Origin of the sequence: Amycolatopsis sp. NBC_00355, from assembly GCF_036104975.1 — a bacterium.
Classification (GTDB): Bacteria; Actinomycetota; Actinomycetes; order Mycobacteriales; family Pseudonocardiaceae; genus Amycolatopsis.
Genome location: NZ_CP107982.1, coordinates 5,450,453 through 5,475,440, shown reverse-complemented (window position 1 = coordinate 5,475,440; position 24,988 = coordinate 5,450,453). Strand labels below are relative to the sequence as shown.

Genomic DNA, 24,988 nt, shown 5'->3' with positions numbered 1-24,988 from the left:
GGAAGGTCGACACGGCCGAGGCCGCCGTGTCGACCCTTCAGACACGCGTGCCGGCTCCGCAATCACGTGTGCCGGCGTTCTGATCACGGGTGGTGGGGCGGCGATGACACCGATGTCACTCGCCGGCGGCCCGCGACCGGACCGAGTTGGCCCGCCGGATCCCGAACGGCTGCATCCGGGCCTCCGCGCGCCGGACGTCCCAGACCGCGCCGATGCCCGTGTAGATCGTCAGCGCGGCGCGGAACGCCATCCGGGCTTCGTCCAGGCGATCCGATTCGGCCAGCAGGATCGCCGCGTCCTCGGTCGCCTTGGCCTGCTTGAGCAGCCGGCCGGCCGCGCGGTAGTGCTCGGCCGCCGTGAGGACCGGTTCCGGGTCGCCCGTCACCAGGCCGCGGCAGTGCGCGGCCGCGGCGGCGTGCGCCGGCGGGACGTCACCCTCGGGTTCGAGCAGCCGCAACGCCTGGTGGGCGTGCTGCTGGTCGCCGAGCTGCCCGGCGAGCCGGACGAGGTCGGGCAGCCACTGGTGCCGGGCGGCCGGCGGGTAGTTCTCCTCCAGCAACGGCAGCAACGCCGCCAACGCCTCTTCGGGCCGGCCGTCCTGCTCGGCCAGCAGCGACCGCGCCGCGAGCAGGAAGTCGCCGCCGTCGGGCTCGAGGCCCTTGGGGAACTGCTGCCGGCTCGCGGCTTCGAGGTGCGTCCGGGCCTGCCCGGGCTCGCCGCGGTGCCCGGCGATCAGCGCGCCGACGCCGTGCACGAGCAACGCCGACCCCGGGCTGCGCAGGACGTAGGAAGCGGTTTCCGCGCCGTCGCGGATGACCGCGTCCAGCTCGGCCAGCGCCTCCGGCCAGCGGCCCAGCCAGTAGTAGTGCACCGCGCCCGCCAGGTGCATCTCGCCCGGCACCGCGCGGGTCGCGGCGAGCCGGCGGGCGGCGTCGAGCGGCTCGGCGGCTTCGTCGAGGCTGTCGAGGTTCGGCACGGACAGCGCCGCGTCGTCCAGCGGGTGCAGCCCGGCCGGCACGAGCACCGCGCCCGGGTCGTCGCCCAGCCGTTCCAGCGTGGTCAGCAGGGACTCGTGCCGCCCGCGCCACATCTCCGGGACGTCGGCGTCGTCGAGGGTCCGCTTCACCTCGGCCGTCGCCTCGGCGAAATCACCGCGGCGGTAGTAGATGTAGGCCAGGATCCAGCGCATCTCGGCCGCGCGCCTGCTGTCCGACGTCCGCGCGACCACCGAGCGCGCTTCGGCTTCGGGTTCCCGCCCGAGCCAGAAGAGCAGCCGGGCCAGCGTCGCGGTGAGGGTCTCCCGCGCCTCCTGCTGCAGCGCCCCCTGCGTGACGGCGTGGCGCAGCAGATCGACCGCGACGCGCGGGGTTTCGGTGGCGACCGTGCCGATGTTCTCCAGCAGCCAGCCGACGACCCACGGGTCCACCTGGGCCGGTGCCGCGGCGAGCTGCTCGGCGACGCGGTCCGCGGGCGCGCCCGCCGTCGCGAAGGCTTCGGCCAGCTGCCGGTGCAGCGCCACGCGCATCGCCGCGGGCGTCTTTTCGTAGAGCACGCGGCGCAGCAACGGATGCCGGAACGCCACCCGGTCGCCGGACTCGACGAGCACACCGGAGGTGATCGCCTCGTCGACCGCGCCCACGAGTGACGTCGGCGGCCGCTCGGTGGCGACCGCGATGTCGGACAACGAGAACTCGCGGCCCAGCAGCGCGGCCCAGCGCAGGGTGTCGCGCGTGCCGCTGGAGAGGAAGCTCAGGTACAGCGTGATCCGCGACCCCAGGGGCGACGGGATGTTCTGGCACGAGTTGCCGTCCAGGTGCGCGTGCACGCCGTCGAGCACGATCATCGACTGCGCCAGCAGCGTCTCGACGACTTCGCGGACGTAGCGCGGGTTCCCGGCCGCGTACGACACCAGCAACTGCAGCCCGGGCCCCGGCGGCGCGCCCACCAGCTCGGTGGCGAGCTCGAGCGTGGCGCTCTCGGCCAGCGGCGGCAGCGCGAGCACGGTGGTGGTGTCGGCGTCCAGCTCGCCGCGCAGGTCGTCCAGCGCGGACAGCCGCGGCACCGGGCGGCACGCGCCGACGAGCAGCAGCGGCAGGTCCCGCGTCTCCCGGCTCAGGTGCCGCCAGACGCGCAACGTCGTGTCGTCGGCCCACTGCAGGTCGTCGACCGCGAGCACCAGCGGCGCCTCCGCGCACAGCTCGCGGACGAGGCCGAGCAGCCCGTCGACCGGGTCTTCGCCGGGCTGCTCGGAGAGGCGGACGGCGAGGTCCGACCGGCGCTCGTCGGTGGCCCGCGGGTGCACGCCCAGCGCGTCGAGCAACGGCCGCAGCGCGAACCGCTGATCCAGCGCGTCCGCGGCGGCGAAAGCGGGCTTCACGTCGGCTTCCTGCGCGGTGGCGAGCACTTCGGCCAGCAGGGCCGTGCGGCCGCTGCCCGGTTCGCCCTCCAGCCACAGGGACCGGCCGGTGCCGTCGAGCAGGCCGGCGACGGCCTCGCGCAGCAGCGCCAGCTCGGCGTCCCGGCCGACGAAGATGTCCGTGCGGTCCGGAAGTGACGCGACGGGGAAACGTGTCACGCGGGCGGGCGGCGCCGGTCTCGCCGCGGACGGCGCGACGGGCTTCTCCAGCAGCTGCTCGTACAGCCGCCGCAATGCCGGCCCCGGCTCGGTGCCGGACGACTCGACCAGCCTGTCGCGGACGTCGGTGTACACCGCGATCGCCTCGGTCCGCCGGTCGGCGCGGGCCAGCGCGCGCATGAGCAGGCCGCGCAGCGTCTCGCGGAAGGGGTGTTCGCGGGTCAGCGCGGTCAGCTCGGCGACGAGCTCGTGGTGCCCGCCGGACTCCAGCACGATCTCGGCGCGCCGTTCGATCGTCGCGAGCCGCACCTCGCCGAGCCGGGCGCGCTGGGCGGCGGCGAACGGCCCGGGCAGGCCGGACAGCGGGACGCCGTGCCAGAGGCCCAGGGCTTCGTCGAGGGTCTCGCGCGCGCCGCGGAGGTCACCGGCCGACTGCTGCCGCTGGGCCTGCTCGCGCAGCGCCTCGAAGTGGTGGACGTCGATCGCCTCGGCGTCGAGGCAGAGGGAGTAGCCGGACCCGATCGACGCGAGCAGCTGCGGGCCTTCCCCCTTGGCGCGGCCGGGCTCGAGCGAGCGCCGCAGCCCGGAGACGTACGTGTAGATCGAACCCTGGGCGCTCTGCGGGGGCGCCTCGCCCCAGACGGCGTCGATCAGCTCCTCGCGCGAGACCGTGCGGTTCGGGCTCATCGCCAGTGCGGCGAGGACCGTGCGCCGGTGCGCGGAGCCGAGGTCGAGCTCGGTGTCGCCTCGCCAAGCCTGTACGGGACCCAGCAGCTGGAGTCTCAACTGCTTCAGGGGGTCCAGGGGGGCTTGCCCCCCGGCTGGGGTTCGGGGCCCGGCCCCGGAGGGTGGGAGCGCGGCGCTGTCCGCAGCCGACATCGGTCTCCCTTCGTGCGCTGACGTATCGTCACGCGCCGGATGCCTGAGGTGAGCATACGCGGCGGTCGTGAACCCGCAGGCAAGGATGGCGGACATTCGGGCAACGGCTTCCGGGCGGGGTTTCGTTCGGCTGCCCGGTACGCCACTCTCGGGTGCCGGACACGTAAGGAGCCGCGAATGAGTTCAGCCGTGCCGACGGAGGACATGAAGCGCGCCGCCGCGCGGTTCGCGTCCGCCATCGAGGCCGCGAACTCCCAGCTCCGCGACGTCAACAGCGAGATGGCGACGTTGCAGGCGGCGTGGCGAGGCGAGGCTTCGGTGCGGTTCGGGCAGGCGATGAACGACTGGGAGCAGGAGTTCGACGTCATCCTCACCCGGCTCGCGTGGCTGCTGGAGGCCACCGGCGGCCGGGTACCACGGCAACGGTCCGGCGGGTCGTGACCATGTCCCGCCAGCGGTTCGACTTCACCCTCGCCGACCTGGTGCTCGACCGGATGGGGTCGATCACCGGCGGCCTCGGCGACCTGCTGGCCGAGCTGGAGTCCACTGTGGAGCCGGGGCTGGCCGGCTGGACCGACGAGGCGCGGGAGCGGTACCTGCGGGCCAAGCTCGACTGGGCCCGGGCGGCCGAGCGGATGCCGGACTGCGTCGACCGCGCGCGGGACGCGTTCGGCGAGCTGGCCCGCGGCTACGACGAGGCCGGTTCCTGATCGTCTTCACGGGCCGCCGGGCGGGCGTGAAGACGGAATAGGGAGGGCGTGAAGACCCACAGGTCACACTGCCTTCATGAAGCCCGTCGAAGTGACCGTCCTCGCCTCGGACCCGATCACGCACGCCGGCGCGGTGAGCCTCCTGGAGTCCCATCCGGACGTCCGGATCACCGACCTGGTGCCCGACGTGCTGCTGGTGATGGAGGAGCACGTCACCGAAGCGGTGCTGGGCGAGATCCGGGCGGCCAAGGCCTCGCACGTCGTGCTGGTCGTGGAGCACTTCCGCGAGAGCGACCTGATGGCGGTGCTGGAGAGCGGCGTCGTGGCGATCCTGCCGCGCCGCGACACGGGCGGGTCCGAGCTGGTCACGGCGGTGATGGCGGCGGGCGACGGCACCGCGAACCTGCCGCCGCGGCTGCAGGGGGCGCTGCTCTCGCAGGTCCAGCGCATGCGCCGGGACGTGCTCGAGCCCAACGGGCTCACCCTCTCCGGGCTGGCCGCCCGCGAGTGCGACGTGCTGCGCCTGGTCGCCGAGGGCTTCGGCACCGAGGAAATCGCCGCGAAGCTGTGCTATTCCGAGCGGACCGTGAAGAACGTCCTCTACGGCCTGATGACGCGCTGCGGTCTCAACAACCGCGCCCACGCCGTCGCCTACGCGCTGCGCGCGGGCGCGATCTGAGGTCTTTTCGTGGGCTAGGGTCGCGATCATGGTGCTGACCGCCGCGGAGATCGCGGCTTCCGTGCGGGCCGGGACACTCGATCCGGTGAACGTGGTCAAGGAAGCCCTCGACCGGATCGCCGCCACCGACGGCGTGGTCGGCGCGTTCCGCCGGGTGCGCGCCGAGGAGGCGCTGGCGGAGGCCGCCGAAGTCGCCGCGCGGCCCGATCTGGCGACGCTGCCGCTGGCGGGGGTGCCCGTCGCGGTCAAGGACGTCACGGCGATCTCCGGCGAGTTCGCGTCGCACGGATCAGTCGCGGGACCGTCTTCACCGGCCGGCGAGGACGGCGTGATCGCGGCGCGGCTGCGCGCGGCGGGCGCGGTGCTCGTCGGGCTGACCCGCGTGCCGGAGCTGTGCATCTGGCCGATGAGCGACACCCCGGACGGCATCGCCCGCAACCCCTGGGAACCGACGTACGCCGCGGGCGGCTCGTCCGGCGGCAGCGCGGCGGCGGTGGCGTCCGGCCTGGTCCCGCTCGCCCACGGCACCGACGGCCTCGGCTCGATCCGCCTGCCGGCGGCGATGTGCGGCCTCGTCGGCCTGAAGCCGGGTGCGGACCGGCTGGCCGAAGGCGGCTGGTTCGGCATGTCGGTGCACGGCCCGCTGGCCACGACGGTCGCCGACGCGGCGGTCCTGTTCTCGGTGCTGGCCGCGGACCCTTCACTGGCGACAATCACCACGCCCGGCGCGGTGCGCATCGGGACGTCGACGACGGTGCCGGTCCTCCACTCGCCGGTGCCCCGTGAGCTGGTCGCGGCGGTCTCCCGCGCGGCTGACCTGCTGACGGCGGCCGGGCACACGGTCGCGCCGGGCGCGCCCAAGTACCCCGCGTCGGCGATCCTGGGCATCTCGGCCCGCTGGTGCGCGGGCCCGGCCGAGCAGGCCGAGGACTTCGACTTCGCCCGCCTGCAACGCCGGACGCGCACGCACGTCCGCCTCGGACAGCTGTTCCGGAAGGCCGGCTTCGTCCGGGAGCGCACGAAGCAGCGCTGGGTAGCGCGGGCGGAGGAGTTCTTCGCGGACCACGACGTCCTGATGACGCCGACGCTGTCCCACTGGCCGGCGAAGGCGGCCCGCTGGCACGAGCGCCGGTGGGCGTCGAACGTGGTGCCGTCGCTGCGCCTGGCGGGCTTCACGGGCCTCTGGAACCTGGCGGGCTACCCGGCGATCTCGGTCCCGGTCGGCCGGGCGCCGGCGTCGGGCCTGCCGACGTCGGTCCAGCTGGTGACCCGCCCGGGCGGAGAGCCGTTGCTGCTGGGCCTGGCGGCCCAGCTGGAGGCGGCGAACCCCTGGCCCCGCACCTCCCGCGGCTGACCCCGGCCTGAGCTGATCATCTCGGGGCTTGTCCACAACCACGACGGCTTGTGGACAAGCCCGGCCGTCGGCGCGCGGAAGAGCCGGAACTGTCGGCGCCTGCGGCTAGCGTGGAATCGGGGGCTGCTCAGGCAGGAAGGCGCCGCTGACCTGCCCCGGACCCGCTCAGGCCGAAGGCCGACACACCGGCAAGAGCCGCTCAGCCGGAATCCTGCGCCACCGCCCGGGGCAGTTGAGGCGAAAGACCGCCAACGACCGGGCCCGCACAGCCGAAAGGCCGCGCCACCGAACCTCGGCAGCGCGGCCTTCACGGCACTTCAAGACTTCAGGAGCTGGGCTTGCCCGCCGCGGGCGTCAGCGGCTTCGCGGCGCCGTTCCCATTCCCGTTCACCGGCTTGGTCGCCGGGCCGTGCTGCTTCGCCGGGGCGTTGTTGCCCGGCTTCGCCGCCGCCGGAGCCTGCTTCACCGGGGGCGCCTGCTTCACGGGCACCGGAGCCTTCGTCGCGCCCGACGGCTTGGCCGGCGTCGACGGCTGGACCACCGGGACCACCGGCGCGGCCGGGGTCGTCGGGGACTCGCCGCGCTCGTCGCCGCCCACCAGCTTCGACGCCTGGGGGATCACCGCTTCCTCCGGCAGCGTCGCCAGCTGCGTCTCGCTGCGGTTGAGGATGTCCTCTGCCGCCGCCAGGCTCTTGCGCGCCTGCTCGCGGATCTCCGCCAGCCGCTCGACCTTGCGGTTCGCCGCTGTCGTGCGCTGGGCCGCCTGGGTCGTCGCCTCGTCGAGACGGCGCTTGGCCTCGGCGGTGGCCTCGTCGAGCCGGCGCTTCGCCTCGGCCGTCGCCTCCGCGAGCCGGCGCTCGGCCTGGTTCTTGCTCGCCGTGCGCTGGTCGGCGACGTGCTTCTCCAGCGCCGCCTTCTGGGCCGTCTGGGACGCCTCGAACTCGCGCTCGAGCTTCCGGCGCTTGCGCTCCGCCTCGTTGTCGAGCAGTTCCCGCCGCTGGGCCGCCTCGACGGTGAGCCGCTGCACTTCCGCGCGCGTCTCGGAAAGCGCGTTCTCGTGCTCCGAATGGAGCAGGTCGGCCTGCTTGTCCAGTTCCGTGACGAGCCGCGTGTAGCGCTCGCGCAGCTTCGTCGACGCCTCGGTCGAGCCCGCCCACGTCTTCTCCGCGGCGGCTTCGGCGCGCTTGACGATCTCGTCCGCGCGGGCCTGCGCGAGCGTCACCGTCCGCTGCATCCGCTCGTCGAGGTCCTCGAGCCGCTCCGGCGGTTTCTTCAGCTCCTCGACGCGCGCTTCCAGCTGCGCGACCTGCCCGCGGACGGACTCCAGCTCGCGCGCCACCGCGGCGGTCTGCGCCACCGCGGCGTCGCGGTCGCTGACGACCCGGCGCAGCTGCGCCTCGACGTGATCGAGGTACTGGCGCACCTCGTTGCGGTCGAAGCCGTGCCAGGCCTGGGTGTACTCACGACGGAGGGGGAGCAGGCCGTTGAGGGCGCTCGCGGCATTGTCGCGCTCAGGAACCATGGGCCCGACCGTACCCGGGCACCGAGCGCATCCGCCGTCCGGCTTAACAAATCACCAACACGTGTCGTGGCCTCAGCGGCGCGTCGCCGGAATGGCCGCACCCGGAAAACGCAGAGTCACCAGTGAAAGCCGCGCGAGAGCCGGGCCAGCGCCATCGCCGCGCGCGAGAGGTGTTTCTCGCCACGTCCGATCTTGAGCTGGCCCGAACCGCCCGCGGCGGTCGAATCCGGGAAAATCCGGAAACCCTGGTACGCGACGGCGTCGGTGAGGCCCGGCGTGAGCGTGTAGGCCAGCCCGATCGCCTGCCCGGCGGGTGTCCCGATGTGCTTCGGACGCTCGAGCAGCGCCTTCATCACCATGTCCGCGGCCTGTTCCGGCGACTTCGTCGGGAACGCGTCGTAGATCTTCGTCGGCCGGATCATCGGCGTCCGCACGAGCGGCATGTGGATGGTGGTGAACGTGATCCCGTCGCCGTGCGTCTCGGTCGCCGCGATGCGCGAGAAGTAGTCGAGCGCCGCCTTCGACGCCGCGTACGCCGAGAACCGCGGCGCGATGCCCTGGACGCCGATCGACGAGACGTTCACGATGTGCCCGAACTTCCGCTCGGACATGTGCGGCAGCACCGCGAGGATCAGCCGGACCGCGCCGAAGTAGTTGATCGCCATCGCGCGCTCGTAGTCGTGCATCCGGTCGTACGACAGCTTGATCGACCGGCGGATCGACCGGCCGGCGTTGTTGACCAGCATGTCGATCCGGCCGTGCTCGGCGAGCATCGCGTCGACGGCCTTGTGCACCGAGTCCTCGTCGGTCAGGTCGGCCGGGTACACCGACGCCGTGCCGCCGGCTGCGATGATCTCGTCGCGCACCTCTTCGAGCTCGTGCTGGCGCCGCGCAACGAGCAGCGGCACCCCGCCGGCGGCGGCGACCTTCAATGCCGTCGCGCGGCCGATGCCCGACGACGCACCGGTGATGATCACGCGCCGGCCGTCCAGCTCGCCGCGCGGCCCGTGCTTGCGCGCGCGGAACGGGTCGAGGTGCTCGCGCCAGTAGCGCCACAGCGTCGCCGCGTAGTCCTCCAGCGGCGGCACCTCGACGCTGCCGGCGAGGGCCTTGCGCGTCGCGGTCGAGGAGAACACCGACGGGAACGCCATCGTCTCCAGCAGCACCGGCGGGATGCCGAGGCGCTCGAGGACGGCGTCGCGCGCGATGGTGAAACCGGGGATGTGCTCGGACAGCTTGACCAGCCCGACGATGCCCTTCGAGAACCGCTCGTTGAGCTGCACGGTGATGGTCGGGGCGCCCGCGGCCTTCGCGAAGGCGTTGTAGACCGAGACGACGGGCTGCGGCTCGGCGTTGACCAGGTGGAAGGCCTGGCCGTCGAGGCCGGGCTTGGTCACCAGCTCCAGCAGCGCCTTGGCGACGTAGTCGACCGGCACGACGTTGGTGTCGCCGAGGTCGGGCCCGACGATCGGCAGGTCCGGCAGCCCGGCGAGGCGGCTGATCGCGGGGAAGAGGTAGTAGGGGCCGTCGACCTTGTCCATCTCGCCGGTGACGGAGTCCCCGACGACGACGGCGGGCCGGTACACCCGCCACGGCACGCTGTCCTGCTCGCGGACGATCTTCTCGGCCTCGAACTTGGTCCGGTGGTACGGCGTGACCAGCCGCTGGCCGGCGTCGAACATCTCCTCGGTGAAGACGCCGTCGTGATCACCCGCGACGGCCACCGACGAGACGTGGTTCAGGCAGCCGGCGCGCAGGTCCGCGGCGAGGTCGACGACGGCTCGTGTGCCGTCCACATTGGCCTTGACGCTGGCTTCGTCGTCGGCGGTGAGGTCGTAGAGCGCGGCCAGGTGCACGACGTGGTCGACGTGCCCGCGCAGCTCGTCGCGGTCCGTTCCGGAGACCCCGAGCAGCGGCTCGCCGAGGTCGCCGGTGATCAGCGTGACGCGGTCGGAGTGCGGCCACTGGTCGACGAGCGCGGCCAGCTTGGCCCGCGACGAGGCGCGCACGACCAGCGCCACGCGGTCGTCGTCGGGGCGGGAGAGCAGCAGCCGGGTGAACTGGCGCCCGATCAGTCCGGTCGCCCCGGTCACCAAGAACGTCGCCATCGTCGTCGCCTCACCTCTCGCCCCGCACAGCCTGACCCTGGGCATTGTGCTGCATCCGGGCGTCACTGACCACCGTGGCACCACGTGATGTTACCCACGAGTAACTTAGGCCGGGTCCGCGATGACGACGCGGTTCTCCTCGTAACCGTCCGAACCGCCGACCCAGCGGCCGCCGCAGGTCACCAGGACGACCCGGTGCGGGCCGGACTGGCCGAACAGCTCGTCGGCGCGGGCGGCCAGGTCGTTCTTGTGCACGGTGACCAGCTGGGAGACGGTGTAGCGCCAGGTCTTGCCCGCGCTGTCCACAATGGACACCTGGCCGCCGATGCGGTCGGTCCACAGCTCCGCGAACGGCCCGGTCGCGCCGCGCCAGTTGACGTGGCCGGCGAACACGCTCGCTCCGCCCGCCGCGTCCAGCTCGGCGCCCCACCAGGTCGCCTGGCCGAGGTCGGCGGGGATCGGCAGCTCGGCGCCCGGACCGAGTTCCTTGCGCACCAGCGTCGCCGTGCCGCCGCCGGGCAGCCGGACGGTGCCGGGTTCCTGCGGCGCGGGCACCCGCGGGGTCTCCGCCGCCGGAGCCGCCGCGGTCGTGGACGACGGTGGTGGCTGCACGGGAGGAGGCGTGGACGTCGTGGCCGGCGTCGACGAAGGCGCCCCGCCCGGCGACCGTCCGGCCGCGGGGGCGGGCAGCGCCGACCCCGCGACGACGGTCGTCGCCGGCGGCACGTCGACCACGCCGGTGGCGACCTGGACCGCCAGCACGGTCACGACGCCCGCGGTGAAACCGGCCACTAGCCGGGCTTTGCCTGCCATCCCGTTACCCGCGCGACGCCCGCCGAGCGGCGAAGCCGACCAGCGCGGAACCCAGCAGGGCAAGCAGGCCGAGCCCGGCGACGCCCAGCGCCGAGTAGTCCGTCTCGACCGTGCCGTGGGCCAGCGTGACCGGCCGATCGCCCGCCGGGATGGCGTGCGGGACCTCGTTCGGCTTGTTCGACACGGTCAGCGCGAGGGTCTTGCCCGGCTCGATCTTCCCGCAGGCCGACGGCGGGTTCCCCGGGTCGTACGCGTTCGTGTAGCCCGGCGGCGGGCTGACCTCGACGACGCAGATGTCCTGCGGCGCCCGGAGGTTCTCGACGGTGACCCCGCCGGTCTTCCCGTCGGTGGTGACGACGGCGGGCTTGCCGTCGGCGCCGTTCAGCGGCTTGCCGTCCTGGCCGAGCGCGGCCGACGTCCGGTCCGTGCCGGTGATCCGCAGGACCGCGCCGCCGACACCCTTGCCGCTGTTCGCGTCCACCTTGGTCACCTGCACCACGCCCGGCTTCGCGACGTTGACGACGCCCTGGGCGGTCAGTTCCTTCTCGCCGCCGGTCGAGACGACCCGCTGGACCCCGGTGTTCACCGGCGCCCGCACGTACGGCCGGTCGGCGGGGGCGGTGAGCGACGCGGCCAGCGCCGGCTTGTCCCCGGTCGGCGTCAGCGAGACCTTCACCGTGCCGTCCGCGCCGGTCTTGAGCGTGACGTCCTTGGCCGCGGCCTGCGGGCTCGAGTTGCCCGCGTCCGAGGAGGCGGCTGTGGCGGTCTTCTCCTCGCCGAGCGTCGCGGCGGTCGCCGTCAGCTTCACCGGGACGTCGGCGACGCCCTTGCCCTTGGCGTTCTTGACCGTCACGGTCCACTCGGCGGCCGTGCCGACGTGCTGGTCGTCCTTCGGCGTCGTGACCGACGCGGTCCACGGGCCGCGGTTGGTCCCGGCCTCGGTCGTCAGCCGGGCCACGGCGGCCTTCGCGTCCGCGGGCAGCTTGGCCAGGTGGAAGTCCGCGTCGTAACCGATCTTGTCGGCGGTCAGCCCGGCGTCGAGGTCGGCGGGCGTGCGCGGCGCGGCCGTCCAGGAGTGCAGCAGGTGCGCGAGCGCGGCGGCTTCTTCGGGCTTCTTCGTGTCGCCGTAGCGCAGCAGGAGGTAGGAGATGTTCGCCGCCTGGTCTGCGGGCAGCTTCGTGCCCCACTTCGTCAGCAGCTCGTCACCGGGCTGGTACTCCTCGTCGGTGTTCGGGGCCTTGAGCTGGAAGCTCACGCAGAACACCTGCTGCCCGCCGACGATGTAGGAGCCCAGCCAGTTGCGGCTCGGGGTCGGTTTCATCGGCTGCCCGGGCTTGACCTCGTAGCCGATGCCCTCCTGGGACGCCGCCGACGCCGCCGGGGCCCCGACCGTCACCGAGAGGGTGCCGAGCAGCGCGGCCGCGACCAGGCGGGTGAGCGCGCGTCGACCCGCGCGCGGGCGTGCAGACCACCCCATGGTGTTTCGACTCCTTCGACGGTCCCGCGCCGACGTCGGGGTGTCGTCGCAGGTCACACGTTTGATCAAGTCCCAGTTGCGCTTTCGGTGAAGATCCGGACACGCCAAGTGAGGGTCGCTCGAACGGGTTGGGGATGTCTAGCGTCCATCGGGTGCCTGTCGGCGAACGGTCGTGACGTCCGTCGCATACGGTGTGCGCGAGGACCGCTGACCAGGCGTCGAGTAAAGTCGTCTTTACTCGACGGGAACCGCGCGTCCCCGGCGGTCGTTGGACCCGATGCAGCGTTGATTCACGCAGCTTGATTGACAAAGCAGCAGATCCAGGAGGATCAGGTGCGTTCCAGTAGCAACCCGGCGTTCCGCAACCTGCCCAAGGGCGGAACTCAGACTTACGGTCAGTACGGCCCCCCGGTGGGCTTCAACCAGCCCCAGGGTGGCGTGCCCGGGTACGGCCCGGGACAGGTCTCCTCCGGCGAGGGCGACCGCCCGATGACCGTCGACGACGTCGTCGTCAAGACGGGCATGAGCCTCGGCGTCACCCTGCTCGTCGGGATCGTCACGGCGATCTGGGCGCAGAACCAGCTGGCCGAGACCGGCCGGCTGTCCGGGGCGCTCATCGGCGCGATGCTCGGCGGCCTGGTCGTCGGGCTCGTCATCTCACTGGTGATCATTTTCAAACAGAAGGCGAGCGCGCCGCTGACGCTCGTCTACTCGGCCGCCGAAGGGCTCTTCCTCGGCGCGCTGAGCGGCGTGTTCGAAGTGATCTACCCGGGTATCGCGCTGCAGGCGATCATCGGCACCATGGGTGTCTTCATCGGCATGCTCGTGGTCTACAAGACCGGTGCCGTCAAGGTGACGCCGAAGCTGACCAAGTGGATCGTCGGCGCCGTCGTCGGTGTCGCGATCCTGATGCTGTTCAACCTGATCAGTGCGCTGGCCTTCGGCTTCAACCCCCTGCGTGACGGCGGCCCGATCGCCATCATCTTCAGCATCGTCTGCATCGGCATCGCGGCCTTCAGCTTCCTGCTCGACTTCGACCAGGCGGACCGGATGATCCGCGAGGGCATGCCCTCGAAGTGGGCCTGGTACGTCGCCTTCGGCCTGATGACCACCCTGGTCTGGCTGTACCTGGAGATCCTGCGGCTGCTGTCCTACCTCCGCGAGTAATCTGGCTCACAGTCCTCGACCGCTCACACAGTGAAGGCGCTCCGTAATCAACGGGGCGCCTTTTCTGTCGGTAACTGACTCTTTCGCGGACCCCGCTGCAGCCGCTGATCACACTGCGTGTTTGATGTGCCGGTCGGTTCTCTTATTTCACATGTGTGAGGTTCACAGTGAGCGTTCCCCCTCCGGCCCCCGGGGGCCAGCAGCCGGTGGGTCAGCCCGATCCCTACGGGCCGCCGCCCGGCGGCCAGCAGCAGCAGTACGGCCAGCCGCAGTACGGCACGCCGCCGCAGGGCCAGCCGCAGCCGCAGTACGGCACGCCGCCGCAGGGCCAGCCGGTCCAGGGCCAGCCCGGCCAGTACGGCCCGCCGCCCGGCCAGCCGGGTCAGTTCGGCCCGCCGCCCGGCCAGCCCGGCTACCCGCCCGCGCCGCCGGTCCCGCCGAAGAAGTCGAAGGCCCTCTGGATCCGCCTCGCCATCGTCGCGGTGATCGTGGTCGTCGGCGGCACCCTGGCGATCATCAACTTCGCCAAGTCGCCGGCCAGCTCGAACGCCGGTGACTGCCTGACGATCACCGAGTTCACCAGCGGTGGCGACGACCCGGTCAAGGCCGACTGCGCCGACCCGAACGCGAACGTGAAGATCGCCAAGAAGCTGGACAGCTCCAGTGACGCCTGCCCCGGCGGCGCCGACGCGGCGTACGACACCTACACGGTCAGCGGCCGCAGCTCCTACAAGCTGTGCCTGATGATCAACGCCAAGCAGGGCGACTGCCTGACGAACTTCACCTCGAAGACGCAGGGCTACAAGAAGGTTCCGTGCTCCGACCCGTCGAAGGACGGCGAGCTCGTCAAGGTCGTCAGCGGTCAGGCCGACCAGAACGTCTGCGAAGGGACCGACGCCACGCGCGTCGCGGTGTACCCGGAGCCGGCGACGACGATGTGCGTCAAGACGAACGAGTAGCACCGCAAGACCGATGAAGGCCCCTTCGCCGCGGCGAAGGGGCCTTCGCGGCGTTCAGGGGCAGTCGCGGTGTTCATTCGTCCCATACTGTGCGACGGGCTGCGACGGACCCGCCGGCCGCCCGGACCTTGCTCGTCCTGCTCCGCCGACCCGGGGCCTGGAGTACTGGCGGCGACGACCGAATCCCCTTCGGTGACAAGAAGTTCCTCGAGTTCCCCACCTCCTGCGTCGCTCCTGTGCCGCGGCCGGAGGAACCCGTCCGCGTCGGCCCGCCGGCCTACGGCGCCCAAGTCCGGCGTCCTGCTGCTGCTCGGCCTGGGCCTCGGGCTCGCGCTGTTCCACTCGCGCTTCGGCTTCACGGCGGCGTGGCGGCAGCTGATCCCCCGACAGCATCTGCTGAAACCCCCGGGCTTTTTGTCGGTGTCCCCCGGTACCCTCGCGGCGTAACCACTAACTGGGGGATTTCTTCCTTATGTCAACGCAAAGTACGGCGTCCGCGCCGCAGGGTGACGCGCTCGACGCGGGGGTGCTGAAGGTCGCGTCCGTGGTGGTGCTCGGCGCCATCATGGCGATCCTGGACACCACGGTCGTCAACGTCGCGCTGCAGAAGCTCACGATCGAGTTCTCGACGTCGTTCGACGTCATCCAGTGGGTCGCCACCGGCTACCTGCTCGCGCTCGCCACGGTGATCCCGGTCACGGGCTGGGCGTCCGACCGCTTCGGCACCAAGCGGCTCTACATGGTCGCGATCGTGCTGTTCCTGGCCGGGTCGATGCTCGCGGGCGTCGCGTGGAACATCGAAACGCTGATCGGCTTCCGCGTCCTGCAGGGCTTCGGCGGCGGCATGCTGATGCCGTGCGGGATGACGATCCTGACCCGCGCGGCGGGCCCGCAGCGGATCGGGCGCGTGATGGCGGTGCTGGGCGTGCCGATGCTGCTGGGCCCGATCGGCGGCCCGATCCTCGGCGGCTGGCTGGTCGACGCGGTGAGCTGGCGCTGGATCTTCTTCATCAACGTGCCGATCGGCCTCGTCACGCTGCTGCTGTCGTGGCGGCTGCTGCCGAAGGACGCCCCGGAGCCGGCCGGCCGCTTCGACTTCGTGGGCATGCTGATGGTCTCGCCGGGCCTGGCCGCGTTGATCTTCGGCGTCTCGAAGATCCCGTCCGCGGGCGGGGTCGGCGCCGTCGAGGTGTGGCTGCCGGCGCTGGGCGGGCTGGCGCTGCTGGTCGCGTTCGTGCTGCGCGCACTGACGGTGTCGAACCCGCTGGTGGACCTGCGGCTGTTCAAGAACCGCGCGTTCACGATCGCGATGGTGACGATGTCGCTGTTCTTCGTCGCGTTCCTCGGCGGGATGATGCTGCTGCCGACGTACTTCCTGCTGGTGCGCGGCGAAACCACGCTGCACGCCGGGCTGCTGCTGGCCCCGCAGGGCTTCGGCGCGATGATCATGATGCCGGTCACCGGGCGGCTGGCCGACAAGGTCGGCGCGCGGAAGATCGTGCTGCCGGGCATGGTGCTGCTGGTCGGCTCGATGGCGATGCTGACCCAGGTCACCGCGACCACGCCGTACTGGGTGCTGCTGTCGGCGCTGTTCGTGATGGGCCTGGGCATGGGCTGCACGATGATGCCGATCACGACGTCCGCGCTGCAGACGTTGCAGCCCAAGGACATGGCCCGCGCGTCCACGGCGACGAACATCGTCCAGCAGACCGCGGGCGCGATCGGCTCGGCGGTGATGGCGACGATCCTGGCGGCCCTGCTGGCGGGCAAGTTCGGCGTCCCGACGGCCCAAGGCCAGCTGGCGGCCACCGCGGCGATCATGAACCCGGCGTCCCACGACGCGGCGACGGGCCTGGCGGCGGACGCCTTCTCGACGACGTTCGTCTGGTCCCTGGTCCTGGTGGCCCTCTGCGTGATCCCGGCCCTCTTCCTCCCGAAGTCCCGCCCGGCCACCCCGGCGGTGCCGGAAGGCGAGGAACTCACCCCACCGGTGATGCTCCACTGACCGAGATACGCGCTCAATCACGCGAGTGACGCGCCCAATCACGCGAGCCGACCCTCCGGGTACGCGAGCCGACCCTCCGGGTACGTGACCCGACCGGCTGAGTACGCACCGAAGGCCACCACCGGGACTTCCGGTGGTGGCCTTCGGGCGTCAACGACTCAGGAAAGGCGCTCGATGATCAGCGCCATACCCTGCCCGCCGCCGACGCACATCGTCTCCAAGCCGAACTGCTTGTCGTGGTGCTGCAGGGAGTTGATCAGCGTCGACGTGATGCGCGCGCCCGTCATGCCGAACGGGTGGCCCACCGCGATCGCGCCGCCGTTGACGTTCAGGCGGTCCAGGTCGATGCCCAGGTCGCGGTACGACGGGATGACCTGCGCGGCGAACGCCTCGTTGATCTCCACCAGGTCGATGTCGCCGATCGACAGACCTGCGCGCGACAGCGCCTGCTTGGACGCCTCGACCGGGCCGTAGCCCATGATCTCCGGCGACAGGCCCGTCACGCCCGTCGACACGATCCGCGCCAGCGGCGTCAGGCCCAGCTCGCGCGCCTTCGTGTCGGACATGACGACCAGCGCCGCCGCGCCGTCGTTCAGCGCGCAGCAGTTGCCCGCCGTGACGCGGCCGTCCGGGCGGAACACCGGCTTCAGCCCCGAGACGCCCTCGACCGTGACGCCCGCGCGGGGGCCGTCGTCCTTCGAGACGACCGTGCCGTCCGGGAGCGTCACCGGGGTGATGTCCTTGGCCCAGAAGCCGTCCGCGATGGCCTTCTCGGCCAGGTTCTGCGAGCGGACGCCGAACTCGTCCATGTCCTCGCGCGTGACGCCCTTCTGCCGCGCCAGGTTCTCGGCGGTCTGGCCCATCGCGATGTAGACGTCGGGGACGTCCCCGGCGGTGCGCGGGTCCGTCCAGCTGTCGGTGCCGGACTCCGCCGTCGACGCCGTCCGCTTCTCGGCGTCGGCGAACAGCGGGTTGTGCGTGTCCGGCCAGGAGTCCGAGCTGCCCCTCGAGAACCGCGACACGGTCTCGACGCCGGCCGAGATGAAGACGTCGCCCTCGCCGGCCTTGATCGCGTGGAACGCCATCCGGGTCGTCTGCAGGCTGGACGAGCAGTAGCGCGTGATGGTGCAGCCGGGCAGGTGGTCGTAGCCGAGCTCGACGGCGACGGCGCGGCCCATGTTGAACCCGGACTCGCCGCCCGGCAGGCCGCAGCCCAGCATCAGGTCGTCGATATCGGTGGGGTCGAGCTGCGGCACCTTGGCCAGTGCCGCCTGGATCATCTGCACGGTCAGGTCGTCGGGGCGCATGCTGACCAGCGAACCCTTGTTGGCGCGCCCGATCGGCGAGCGCGCGGTGGAGACGATGACGGCTTCAGGCATGACGTGACACATCCTCGTATCGCGAGCTAAGCGGTTGCTCACCATAGTGCCGTGAACCACGCCCGGGACAAAGCCGAACGCGACCAAGGCAACAGCCGGGCTGGCAGGATCACCCGGGTGGGGACCGAGGCGCGGGTGCTGGGCACGAGGACGATCCTGCTCTGGGGCGCGGGCCTGCTGCTGCTCGCCGGGCTGGCGGCGACGCTGTTGCTGTCGTTGCTCGGCGGGGGCCGGCCCGAGGACTCCGCCCGGCTGGACGCGCTGCGCACGGCGGCCAACATCGTCGTCGGCACCGGGGGCGCGGCCGCGCTGCTGCTGGCCGCCCGGCGGCAGCGCTCCGCCGAGCTGGACCTGGTGCAGAAGGACCACGACGCCACCGAACGCCGGGTCACCGAGATATACAGCAAGGCCGCCGACCAGCTCGGCAGCGAGAAGGCGCCGGTCCGGCTCGCCGGGCTGTACGCGCTCGAACGGCTCGCCGGCGGGTACGCGCCGCACCGGCAGACCATCGTCAACGTGCTCTGCGCGTACCTGCGGATGCCGTTCAAGCACACCGCGAAGAACGCCGAGGAGCTGCAGGTCCGCAAGACCGCGCAGCGCATCCTGCAGCTGCACCTGCGCGCCGGGTCCGTCGAACAGCCGAACGAAGGGTTCTGGCCGGACGTCGACCTCGACTTCTCCGGGGCGACGCTCGTCGGGCTGAACCTCACGCACTGTTCGATCCGGTCGATCGTCTGCTACGGGACGACGTTCCTCGAACTGGTGTCCTTCCGCGGCACCGAATTCCGCACCAAAGCCGACTTCAACAAAGCGAACTTCAAGGATCGCGTCGATTTCCGCGGCACCGTTTTCGGTGGTGACCGGGACTCCTTCAACGGTGCTGTTTTCGCAGGTCCGGTCGATTTCGGGACGAAGACCGCGGCGCGGCTCGCCGGGGCCGAGGCGCAGCGGGGCTTCGCCAGGACCTGGCCCCCGGACTGGGAAGAACGCCCGATCGCCGACCGGCCGGACCGCGCGCGATTGACTCGAAAGGACGCACCGCCGGATGCCGGCACCCGATAGGATCGGTTCCGGAAAGAGCATCGTCATTCCGGAACCGGGGGAGGTGAGCCGGATGGCCGAACATCGAGGCACTTGCTGGGCCTTCCTGCCTTCTCTGATGGGTCGCGACCGCGCGCACGGCGCCGGGCGGGACCTCCGGGACGGGATGACGGCTCAGCGTGCGGCGACCCTCGGGTCTGTGAATCGGCACCGGTAGCGGCTTGGTGGCTTAGCGACACGCCGGCGCCGGAACGGCCCCGACCTCGCCCACAACGCCCCGTCACTTCCGACGCGCACCCGGAGTCCGCCCGGGCCTTGCGCCGTGCTGAGTGGACAACGCCACCGGTAGGCCGTTTAGGCTGACGGCGTGGAGTACGCAGAGCACATCGCAGACCTCGTGGGCAACACCCCGCTGGTCAAGCTGAACTCGTTGACCAAGGGGCTCAAGCCGCTCGTACTGGCCAAGGTCGAGTACCTGAACCCGGGTGGCTCGGTCAAGGACCGGATCGCGCTGCGGATGATCGAAGCGGCCGAGAAGTCCGGCGCGCTGCGCCCCGGCGGCACGATCGTGGAGCCGACGTCGGGCAACACCGGCGTCGGGCTGGCCATGGTCGCCCAGCGCAAGGGCTACCAGTGCGTCTTCGTCTGCCCGGACAAGGTCAGCGAGGACAAGCGCAACGTGCTCAAGGCGTACGGCGCCCGGGTCGTGGTGTGCCCGACCGCGGTCGCGCCCGAGCACCCGGACTCCTACTACAACGTCTCCGACCGCCTGGTCCGCGAGATCGACGGCGCCTGGAAGCCCAACCAGTACGCCAACCCGCAGAACCCGGAGAGCCACTACCTCTCGACCGGCCCGGAGCTGTGGAAGCAGACCGACGGGAAGATCACCCACTTCGTCGCGGGCGTCGGCACCGGCGGCACCATCTCCGGCACCGGCAAGTACCTCAAGGAGGTCAGCGACGGCGCCGTGCAGGTCGTCGGCGCCGACCCGGAGGGCTCGGTCTACTCCGGCGGCAGCGGCCGCCCCTACCTGGTCGAAGGCGTCGGCGAGGACTTCTGGCCGGAGACCTACGACCGGGGCGTCGCCGACGAGATCATCCCGATCTCCGACGCCGACTCGTTCCAGGTCACCCGCCGGCTCGCGCTGGAGGAAGGCCTGCTGGTCGGCGGCTCGTGCGGGATGGCGGTCGCGGCCGCGCTGAAGCTCGCCGAACGCCTCACCGAGGACGACGTCGTCGTCGTGCTGCTGCCCGACGGCGGCCGCGGCTACCTGACGAAGGTCTTCAACGACACCTGGATGTCCTCCTACGGTTTCCTGCCGCCGGACTCCTCCGGCGCGACGGTCGCCGACGTGCTGACGAAGAAGAGCGGCCAGCTGCCGGCCCTGGTGCACTCGCACCCGAACGAGACGGTCGCCGAGGCCATCGCGATCCTCGCCGAGTTCGGCGTCAGCCAGATGCCCGTGGTCAGCGCGGAGCCGCCGGTGATGGCCGCCGAGGTCGTCGGCGCGGTCAACGAGCGCGACCTGCTCGAAGCGCTGTTCACCGGCAAGGCCCAGCTGGCCGACCGGCTCGACCGGCACATGTCCCTGCCGCTGCCGACGATCGGCGGCGGTGAGCAGGTGGGTTCCGCGATGACCGCGCTCGAGGGGGCCGACGGCGCGCTCGTGCTGGTCGACGGCAAGCCTGCCGGTGTCGTCACGCGGCACGACCTGCTGGGTTTCCTGGCCGGTCGGTGACCAGGAGCCCAGAAGAGTCTTAATCGGCGGACCCGGCAGGGGCGTTACGAGCGCCCTGCCGGGTGATCCGATAGCGTGGGCGCAAATAGAACACTTTCGCGTCCTCGTCAAGGGGGTTCAAGACCCACATGAGTGCACCGCAGCCACCGAACCAGCCGTGGGGTGGCAACCAGCCACCTCAAGGCCCGTCGAGTGGCCCCGAGCCGCAGCAGGACAACCCGTTCGGTAGTCCGGAGCCGACGCAGGTCGTGCAGCCACAAGGCGGTTCCCCGTTCGGGGAGACGCCGGAACCGACGCAGGTCGTCCAGCCCGCCCAGCCGGGTGAGGGCGGGGCGAGCGCGACCCAGGCGCTGCCGCCGGTCGACGCGAACGCGACGCAGTGGGTGAACCCGGCCGGCGGTGACGCTCCGGTCGCGGACTCCACGCAGCTGGTCCCGCCGGGTTCCCAGCCGCCGCCGGCGATCCCGTACAACCCGCCGCCGAGCGCGGCCGACAACCCGGCCGCGGCGTTCGGCCAGCAGCAGGGTGGGTACGGCCAGCCGGGTGGTTACGGGCAGCAGCAGCAGCAGCAGCAGCCGGGCGGCTTCGGCCAGCCGGGCCAGCCGCCGCAGGGTTTCGGTGGTCCTCCCGGTTTCGGCGGGCCCCAGCAGCCCGGCTTCGGTGGTCCGCCGCAGCAGCAGTTCGGCGCGTCGCCGGCCGGCGGCGGCAACCCGCTCTTCGGCTACATCGCGGCCGGTCTGCTCGCGATCTTCGGCCTGCTAGCGGTGGTGTTCTTCTTCGTCGACATGTTCGACAGCGACTTCACCACGTACTCCGACGCCGTCGGCAAGGTCACCGATCAGCAGATCCAGGCGGCCAAGGACGCCGGGCAGTACATCTCGCCCGGCGCGTTGACCATCTACTACATCCTGGTGCTGATCGGCGGCCTGGCCGCGCTGGGCGCCGCGGTGTTCACGTTCCTGAAGAACAAGATCGCCTCGTTCCTGGCGGTCGGTGGCGGCGCCGTGCTGCTGATCTTCGCGATCCTGATCATGATCGAGCTGAGCATCGACGTGCCGGACGGCGCGACGATCAAGTTCGGCAACGGCCAGGCGCTCTACCTCGTCGCCGGGATCTTCGTGCTGGCGATCGGCGTGCTGGGCCTCCTCCCGGCGACCAAGCAGTTCGTCGGCCTCGGTGACGGCGGTGCCGCGCCGGCCGGGCCGCAGGGCTTCGGCGGTCCGCCCCAGGGGTTCGGTGGCCCGCAGCAGGGCTTCGACGGTCCGCCGCAAGGCTTCGGTGGCCCGCAGCAGCAGCCCGGGTTCGGTCAGCCGGGGCAGCCCGGTCCGCCGCCGCAGGGCTTCGGCCAGCCGCCGCAGGGTTACGGCCCGCCCCCGGGCTACGGCCAGCCGGGTCAACACGGTCAGCAGGGTCAGCCGGGCGGCCCCAACCCGGCCAGCGGCGGGTTCCCGCAGCCGTCGGGTGGTGGGTACCCGCAGCAGCCGCAGCAGCCGGGTGGTTTCGGCCAGCCGGGTCAGCCGCCGCACGGCTACCCGCAGCAGCCGGGCCAGCAACCGGGTCAGCCGCCGCAGGGCTGGGGCCAGCCGCCGCAGCAGCAGGGTCCGCCCAGTGGAGGGTTCGGCCAGCCGCCGCAGCAGTGGTAGGTGAACACCGTTTTCGTGCCCCGGAGCCAATCGGCTCCGGGGCACGCTGCATTTATAGCCGGACGCGCAATTGTCCGAATAGGACAAGCGGTCGGTAAATCGCTCGCAGCGATCACGTGACAGGATTTCTGCCGCTAGCGCAGGAAAATGATCTTGGGTTCCGCCGTCCGGCCGAATTCCGATATTTTTTCGGACTACTTCCCCAGGTGCAGACTAGGCTGAGCGCCGACGTTCGTGTTCTGTCGATGGGGGAGTCGTGGCCGGTCCGCTCGGTTACCCGGTAGTGCATTCGCATTCGTATTCATCCGCTAGGCCGTCCGGAGTAACGGCAGTTCTCGCCGGATTGCTCGGTTTGCCGGCGGCGGTTGCCGCGGGATTCGTCCCGGTCAAGATCTTTCTCGATATGCCCGCCGAATTCAGTCTCGGCATGCTGCCCGTGCTGGTGCTGGTGGACCTCGGTGCGTTCCTGCTCGCCGGGCTCGTGCTGCTGCTCGGCTCGCTGGCGACGCTGTTCCGCGCGACCGCGGGCGCGATCCTGCTCGGGCTCGGCGCGCTGCTCGCGATCGGCGCCCTGCTGACCGAGCCGCTGTCGGCCGGGGTCCCGCTGGCGCGGTTCGTCGACGCGATGTTCACCCACGGCGGCCTCGCCATGGTGGACCGGGTCGGCCTCGCCGGGCTCGCGGTGTTCGTGCTGATCCTGGCGTTCCTGCCGCCGACGTTCCGGTACCTGCGCTACCGCACGCCGACGCTGCCCGTGTTCACCGGCCAGGGCGCGTACACGTCCGAAAGCTGGTAATCGCGCCGTCACCCGCCGTGGCCCTATCCTCGGCGCGTGCTCTTTTCCGCGCTCACCTCCGCCGCCGGCCGGACCGCCCGCACCGCCGCGGGCCTCGCCGTGCTCGGCGGGCTGGTCTACCTCGTGGGCCTGCTCCTCGACGTCGTCGCGCTGGTCCGGTTCCCGGACGACGCGGCCCGCACGGCCGTCCACGCGGCTGTCGACCTGGTCCTCGCGGCGGCCCTGCTGCCCGGCGGTGTCCTCCTGCTGCGCCACGACCCGCTGGGCCGGGTGGGCTGCATCGCGGGCAGCGCGACAGCGATCGTCGCGACCCTGACGTCGCTGCTGCTGGCGGCGACCGGGCTGGCCTCCGTCGACCTCGGCGGGCCCGGTGACCTGGTGGCCGGCGGGGTGGCGGCGCTGTTCGTGGTGCTGCCGCCGGCCGTCGTGACGCTGGCTCTCGCCGTGGCCGCGCCGACCGCCCGGTGGTGCGGGCTCCCGGTCCCCGGGCGCGAGTGACGAGAACCATCCCACCTGCCGGGAATGTCAGGCCCGGGCCGTACGCTGAAGCAATGGTGGACGACTACTCCGAATTGGGATTCGAGACTCGCGCGATCCACGCCGGTCAGAAGCCCGACCCTCGCACCGGCGCGGTCATCGTGCCCATCTACCAGACTTCGACCTACGCGCAGGACGGCGTCGGCGGCACCCGCGAGGGCGACTACGAGTACTCGCGCACCGCGAACCCGACCCGCACCGCGCTGGAAGAGGCCCTCGCCTCGCTGGAGGGCGGCCGCCACGCGCTCGCCTTCGCGTCCGGCATGGCCGCGTCCGACGTGGTGCTGCGCAGCACACTGCGCCCTGGTGACCACCTCGTGCTCGGGAACGACGCGTACGGCGGCACCTTCCGCCTGATCGACAAGGTGCTCAGCCTCTGGGGCGTCGAGCACACCGTCGCGGACCTGGGCGACCTCGACGAGGTGCGCGCCGCGATCCGGCCCGAGACCAAGCTGATCTGGTGCGAGTCGCCGACCAACCCAATGCTCGGCATCGCCGACATCGCGGCGCTGGCCGGAGTCGCGCACAACGCCGGCGCCCGCCTGGTCGTCGACAACACCTTCGCGACGCCGTACCTGCAGAACCCGCTCTCGCTCGGCGCGGACATCGTGCTGCACTCGACCACCAAGTACCTCGGCGGCCACTCGGACGTCGTCGGCGGCGCGATCGTCACCAACGAAGACGAGCTGCGCGAGCAGTTCTTCTACCTGCGCAACGCCGCCGGCGCGGTCCCCGGCCCGTTCGACGCCTGGCTGACCCTGCGCGGCATCAAGACCCTGGCCCTGCGGATGGAACGGCACAGCGACAACGCCGAGCTGGTCGTGCAGGCGCTGCTGAAGCACCCGAAGGTCGCGAAGGTCTACTATCCGGGCCTGCCGGAGCACCCCGGCCACGAGGTCGCCGCGAAGCAGATGCGCCGCTTCGGCGGGATGGTCTCGTTCAGTCATGTCGACGGTGAGCAGGCCGCGCTGGACGTCGCGTCGCGCACCAAGCTGTTCATCCTCGCCGAGTCGCTCGGCGGCATCGAGTCGCTGATCGAGCACCCGGGCAAGATGACGCACGCGAGCACCGCGGGCTCGACCCTGCAGGTGCCGGCGGACCTGCTGCGCCTGTCGGTCGGCATCGAAGACGGCACCGACCTGGTCTCGGACCTGCTGACCGCGCTGGGCTGACGCCCCGAAGACAGCAAAACGGCCCCGGAACCGACTGGTTCCGGGGCCGTTTTGCTAAGGCTTCGCGCAGGTCAGGGGTTGTAGTTGCCGTGCACCACGGTGCCGGACTTCGGCGTGCCCGCGGCGGGCAGGTCCGCGCCGTCGACGCAGCCGCCGACCAGCTCGACGTGGCTGTCGTGGCGGATGTACTGGGCCGGCGACGCGCACGAAGCGCTGTCTACCGTGATGTACGCGGCTCCGGTGAGGGCGGCGGCCGAGGCCAGTCCGATCACGAGGGGGACCAGCCCGGCGGAGCGGGTGGCGCGCGCCCGTCGAGCGGCCTTCGCGTCGTTCCCCCGTGCCATGGTTGCTCCCTGTTTACCGCGTGTTGACACGCCAAGAGTACCCGGCTCCCGGTCCGATCAACCTGTGGATCTCCTGAGTGGCATCATCCG

General features: G+C 71.6%; 20 protein-coding genes and 1 pseudogene. 14 read left to right on the top strand and 7 right to left on the bottom strand.

The features are described 5' to 3' along the window. Window positions 1-115: 115 nt before the first annotated feature. Window positions 116-3,361: a BTAD domain-containing putative transcriptional regulator gene (locus OHS18_RS24315; RefSeq protein ID WP_328612514.1), complete on the bottom strand. Its 3,246-nt coding sequence runs from the start codon at window positions 3,359-3,361 to the stop codon at window positions 116-118. 270 nt (window positions 3,362-3,631) lie between these two features. On the opposite strand from OHS18_RS24315, the gene OHS18_RS24310 reads away from it, so the two are divergent. From OHS18_RS24310 to OHS18_RS24295, 4 genes are all read left to right on the top strand, one after another. Next, complete coding sequence (locus OHS18_RS24310) at window positions 3,632-3,895, top strand: WXG100 family type VII secretion target (protein WP_328448877.1); 264 nt, start codon at window positions 3,632-3,634, stop codon at window positions 3,893-3,895. Between the two features lie 2 nt (window positions 3,896-3,897). Further along, window positions 3,898-4,164, top strand: a complete 267-nt coding sequence (locus OHS18_RS24305; protein ID WP_328448879.1) for a WXG100 family type VII secretion target — start codon at window positions 3,898-3,900, stop codon at window positions 4,162-4,164. Window positions 4,165-4,240: 76 nt separating this feature from the next. Continuing rightward, window positions 4,241-4,843, top strand: coding sequence for a helix-turn-helix transcriptional regulator (locus tag OHS18_RS24300; RefSeq protein ID WP_328448881.1), 603 nt, complete (start codon window positions 4,241-4,243; stop codon window positions 4,841-4,843). Window positions 4,844-4,871: 28 nt separating this feature from the next. After that, window positions 4,872-6,197: an amidase family protein gene (locus OHS18_RS24295; protein WP_328612513.1), complete on the top strand. Its 1,326-nt coding sequence runs from the start codon at window positions 4,872-4,874 to the stop codon at window positions 6,195-6,197. 325 nt (window positions 6,198-6,522) lie between these two features. On the opposite strand, the gene OHS18_RS24290 is transcribed toward OHS18_RS24295, so the two are convergent. From OHS18_RS24290 to OHS18_RS24275, 4 genes are all read right to left on the bottom strand, one after another. Next, window positions 6,523-7,719, bottom strand: a complete 1,197-nt coding sequence (locus OHS18_RS24290) for a cell division protein DivIVA (RefSeq protein ID WP_328448884.1) — start codon at window positions 7,717-7,719, stop codon at window positions 6,523-6,525. Between the two features lie 116 nt (window positions 7,720-7,835). Next, on the bottom strand, window positions 7,836-9,827 hold the full coding sequence (locus OHS18_RS24285; protein WP_328448885.1) for an SDR family oxidoreductase: 1,992 nt from the start codon (window positions 9,825-9,827) through the stop codon (window positions 7,836-7,838). A gap of 105 nt (window positions 9,828-9,932) precedes the next feature. After that, window positions 9,933-10,640, bottom strand: a complete 708-nt coding sequence (locus OHS18_RS24280) for a class F sortase (RefSeq protein ID WP_328612512.1) — start codon at window positions 10,638-10,640, stop codon at window positions 9,933-9,935. 4 nt (window positions 10,641-10,644) lie between these two features. Beyond that, the gene (locus tag OHS18_RS24275) at window positions 10,645-12,117 is read right to left on the bottom strand and encodes a hypothetical protein (RefSeq protein WP_328612511.1); all 1,473 of its coding nucleotides are present in this window, start codon (window positions 12,115-12,117) and stop codon (window positions 10,645-10,647) included. Between the two features lie 333 nt (window positions 12,118-12,450). Between OHS18_RS24275 and OHS18_RS24270 the strand changes: the two genes are divergently transcribed. The 4 genes and pseudogenes from OHS18_RS24270 to OHS18_RS24255 all read left to right on the top strand — a co-directional run bounded on the left by OHS18_RS24270 (window position 12,451) and on the right by OHS18_RS24255 (window position 16,248). Further along, window positions 12,451-13,284, top strand: coding sequence for a Bax inhibitor-1/YccA family protein (locus OHS18_RS24270; RefSeq protein WP_328448890.1), 834 nt, complete (start codon window positions 12,451-12,453; stop codon window positions 13,282-13,284). Window positions 13,285-13,451: 167 nt separating this feature from the next. Continuing rightward, window positions 13,452-14,243, top strand: a complete 792-nt coding sequence (locus OHS18_RS24265; protein ID WP_328448892.1) for an LppU/SCO3897 family protein — start codon at window positions 13,452-13,454, stop codon at window positions 14,241-14,243. Window positions 14,244-14,408: 165 nt separating this feature from the next. Beyond that, window positions 14,409-14,624, top strand: a pseudogene (locus tag OHS18_RS24260) (YeeE/YedE family protein); the annotation flags it as partial. A gap of 91 nt (window positions 14,625-14,715) precedes the next feature. Continuing rightward, a complete protein-coding gene (locus tag OHS18_RS24255) occupies window positions 14,716-16,248 on the top strand; it encodes a DHA2 family efflux MFS transporter permease subunit (RefSeq protein ID WP_328612510.1) in 1,533 nt (510 codons plus the stop codon). A gap of 158 nt (window positions 16,249-16,406) precedes the next feature. On the opposite strand, the gene OHS18_RS24250 is transcribed toward OHS18_RS24255, so the two are convergent. Continuing rightward, entirely contained in the window at window positions 16,407-17,627 is a 1,221-nt protein-coding gene (locus OHS18_RS24250) for an acetyl-CoA C-acetyltransferase (RefSeq protein ID WP_326957830.1), read from the bottom strand. Window positions 17,628-17,678: 51 nt separating this feature from the next. On the opposite strand from OHS18_RS24250, the gene OHS18_RS24245 reads away from it, so the two are divergent. The 6 genes from OHS18_RS24245 to OHS18_RS24220 all read left to right on the top strand — a co-directional run bounded on the left by OHS18_RS24245 (window position 17,679) and on the right by OHS18_RS24220 (window position 24,554). Then, window positions 17,679-18,689 (top strand): pentapeptide repeat-containing protein, encoded by a 1,011-nt coding sequence (locus OHS18_RS24245; RefSeq protein WP_328612509.1) that lies wholly within the window; start codon window positions 17,679-17,681, stop codon window positions 18,687-18,689. Between the two features lie 346 nt (window positions 18,690-19,035). Next, window positions 19,036-20,406 carry a cystathionine beta-synthase gene (locus OHS18_RS24240; protein WP_328448900.1) on the top strand — a complete coding sequence of 457 codons (1,371 nt, stop codon included), beginning with the start codon at window positions 19,036-19,038 and terminating at the stop codon, window positions 20,404-20,406. 128 nt (window positions 20,407-20,534) lie between these two features. Beyond that, window positions 20,535-22,049 carry a hypothetical protein gene (locus tag OHS18_RS24235; RefSeq protein WP_328612508.1) on the top strand — a complete coding sequence of 505 codons (1,515 nt, stop codon included), beginning with the start codon at window positions 20,535-20,537 and terminating at the stop codon, window positions 22,047-22,049. A gap of 403 nt (window positions 22,050-22,452) precedes the next feature. After that, on the top strand, window positions 22,453-22,845 hold the full coding sequence (locus tag OHS18_RS24230; protein ID WP_328612507.1) for a hypothetical protein: 393 nt from the start codon (window positions 22,453-22,455) through the stop codon (window positions 22,843-22,845). A gap of 36 nt (window positions 22,846-22,881) precedes the next feature. Continuing rightward, window positions 22,882-23,343, top strand: a complete 462-nt coding sequence (locus OHS18_RS24225; RefSeq protein WP_328612506.1) for a hypothetical protein — start codon at window positions 22,882-22,884, stop codon at window positions 23,341-23,343. A gap of 53 nt (window positions 23,344-23,396) precedes the next feature. Then, window positions 23,397-24,554, top strand: coding sequence for a cystathionine gamma-synthase (locus tag OHS18_RS24220; protein WP_328612505.1), 1,158 nt, complete (start codon window positions 23,397-23,399; stop codon window positions 24,552-24,554). A gap of 71 nt (window positions 24,555-24,625) precedes the next feature. Here OHS18_RS24220 and OHS18_RS24215 read toward each other — a convergent pair whose 3' ends face one another. Continuing rightward, window positions 24,626-24,898 (bottom strand): hypothetical protein, encoded by a 273-nt coding sequence (locus OHS18_RS24215; protein WP_328448909.1) that lies wholly within the window; start codon window positions 24,896-24,898, stop codon window positions 24,626-24,628. Between the last annotated feature and the right edge of the window lie 90 nt (window positions 24,899-24,988).

Excerpts from the sequence above, each read along its gene's own strand:
- OHS18_RS24310 (WP_328448877.1), top strand. The coding sequence starts at position 3,632 with ATGAGTTCAGCCGTGCCGACGGAGGACATGAAGCGCGCCGCCGCGCGG.
- OHS18_RS24305 (WP_328448879.1), top strand. The coding sequence starts at position 3,898 with ATGTCCCGCCAGCGGTTCGACTTCACCCTCGCCGACCTGGTGCTCGAC.
- OHS18_RS24300 (WP_328448881.1), top strand. The coding sequence starts at position 4,241 with ATGAAGCCCGTCGAAGTGACCGTCCTCGCCTCGGACCCGATCACGCAC.
- OHS18_RS24295 (WP_328612513.1), top strand. The coding sequence starts at position 4,872 with ATGGTGCTGACCGCCGCGGAGATCGCGGCTTCCGTGCGGGCCGGGACA.
- OHS18_RS24290 (WP_328448884.1), bottom strand. The coding sequence starts at position 7,719 with ATGGTTCCTGAGCGCGACAATGCCGCGAGCGCCCTCAACGGCCTGCTC.
- OHS18_RS24285 (WP_328448885.1), bottom strand. The coding sequence starts at position 9,827 with ATGGCGACGTTCTTGGTGACCGGGGCGACCGGACTGATCGGGCGCCAG.
- OHS18_RS24280 (WP_328612512.1), bottom strand. The coding sequence starts at position 10,640 with ATGGCAGGCAAAGCCCGGCTAGTGGCCGGTTTCACCGCGGGCGTCGTG.
- OHS18_RS24275 (WP_328612511.1), bottom strand. The coding sequence starts at position 12,117 with ATGGGGTGGTCTGCACGCCCGCGCGCGGGTCGACGCGCGCTCACCCGC.
- OHS18_RS24255 (WP_328612510.1), top strand. The coding sequence starts at position 14,716 with ATGTCAACGCAAAGTACGGCGTCCGCGCCGCAGGGTGACGCGCTCGAC.
- OHS18_RS24250 (WP_326957830.1), bottom strand. The coding sequence starts at position 17,627 with ATGCCTGAAGCCGTCATCGTCTCCACCGCGCGCTCGCCGATCGGGCGC.
- OHS18_RS24235 (WP_328612508.1), top strand. The coding sequence starts at position 20,535 with ATGAGTGCACCGCAGCCACCGAACCAGCCGTGGGGTGGCAACCAGCCA.
- OHS18_RS24230 (WP_328612507.1), top strand. The coding sequence starts at position 22,453 with ATGCCCGCCGAATTCAGTCTCGGCATGCTGCCCGTGCTGGTGCTGGTG.
- OHS18_RS24220 (WP_328612505.1), top strand. The coding sequence starts at position 23,397 with ATGGTGGACGACTACTCCGAATTGGGATTCGAGACTCGCGCGATCCAC.
- OHS18_RS24215 (WP_328448909.1), bottom strand. The coding sequence starts at position 24,898 with ATGGCACGGGGGAACGACGCGAAGGCCGCTCGACGGGCGCGCGCCACC.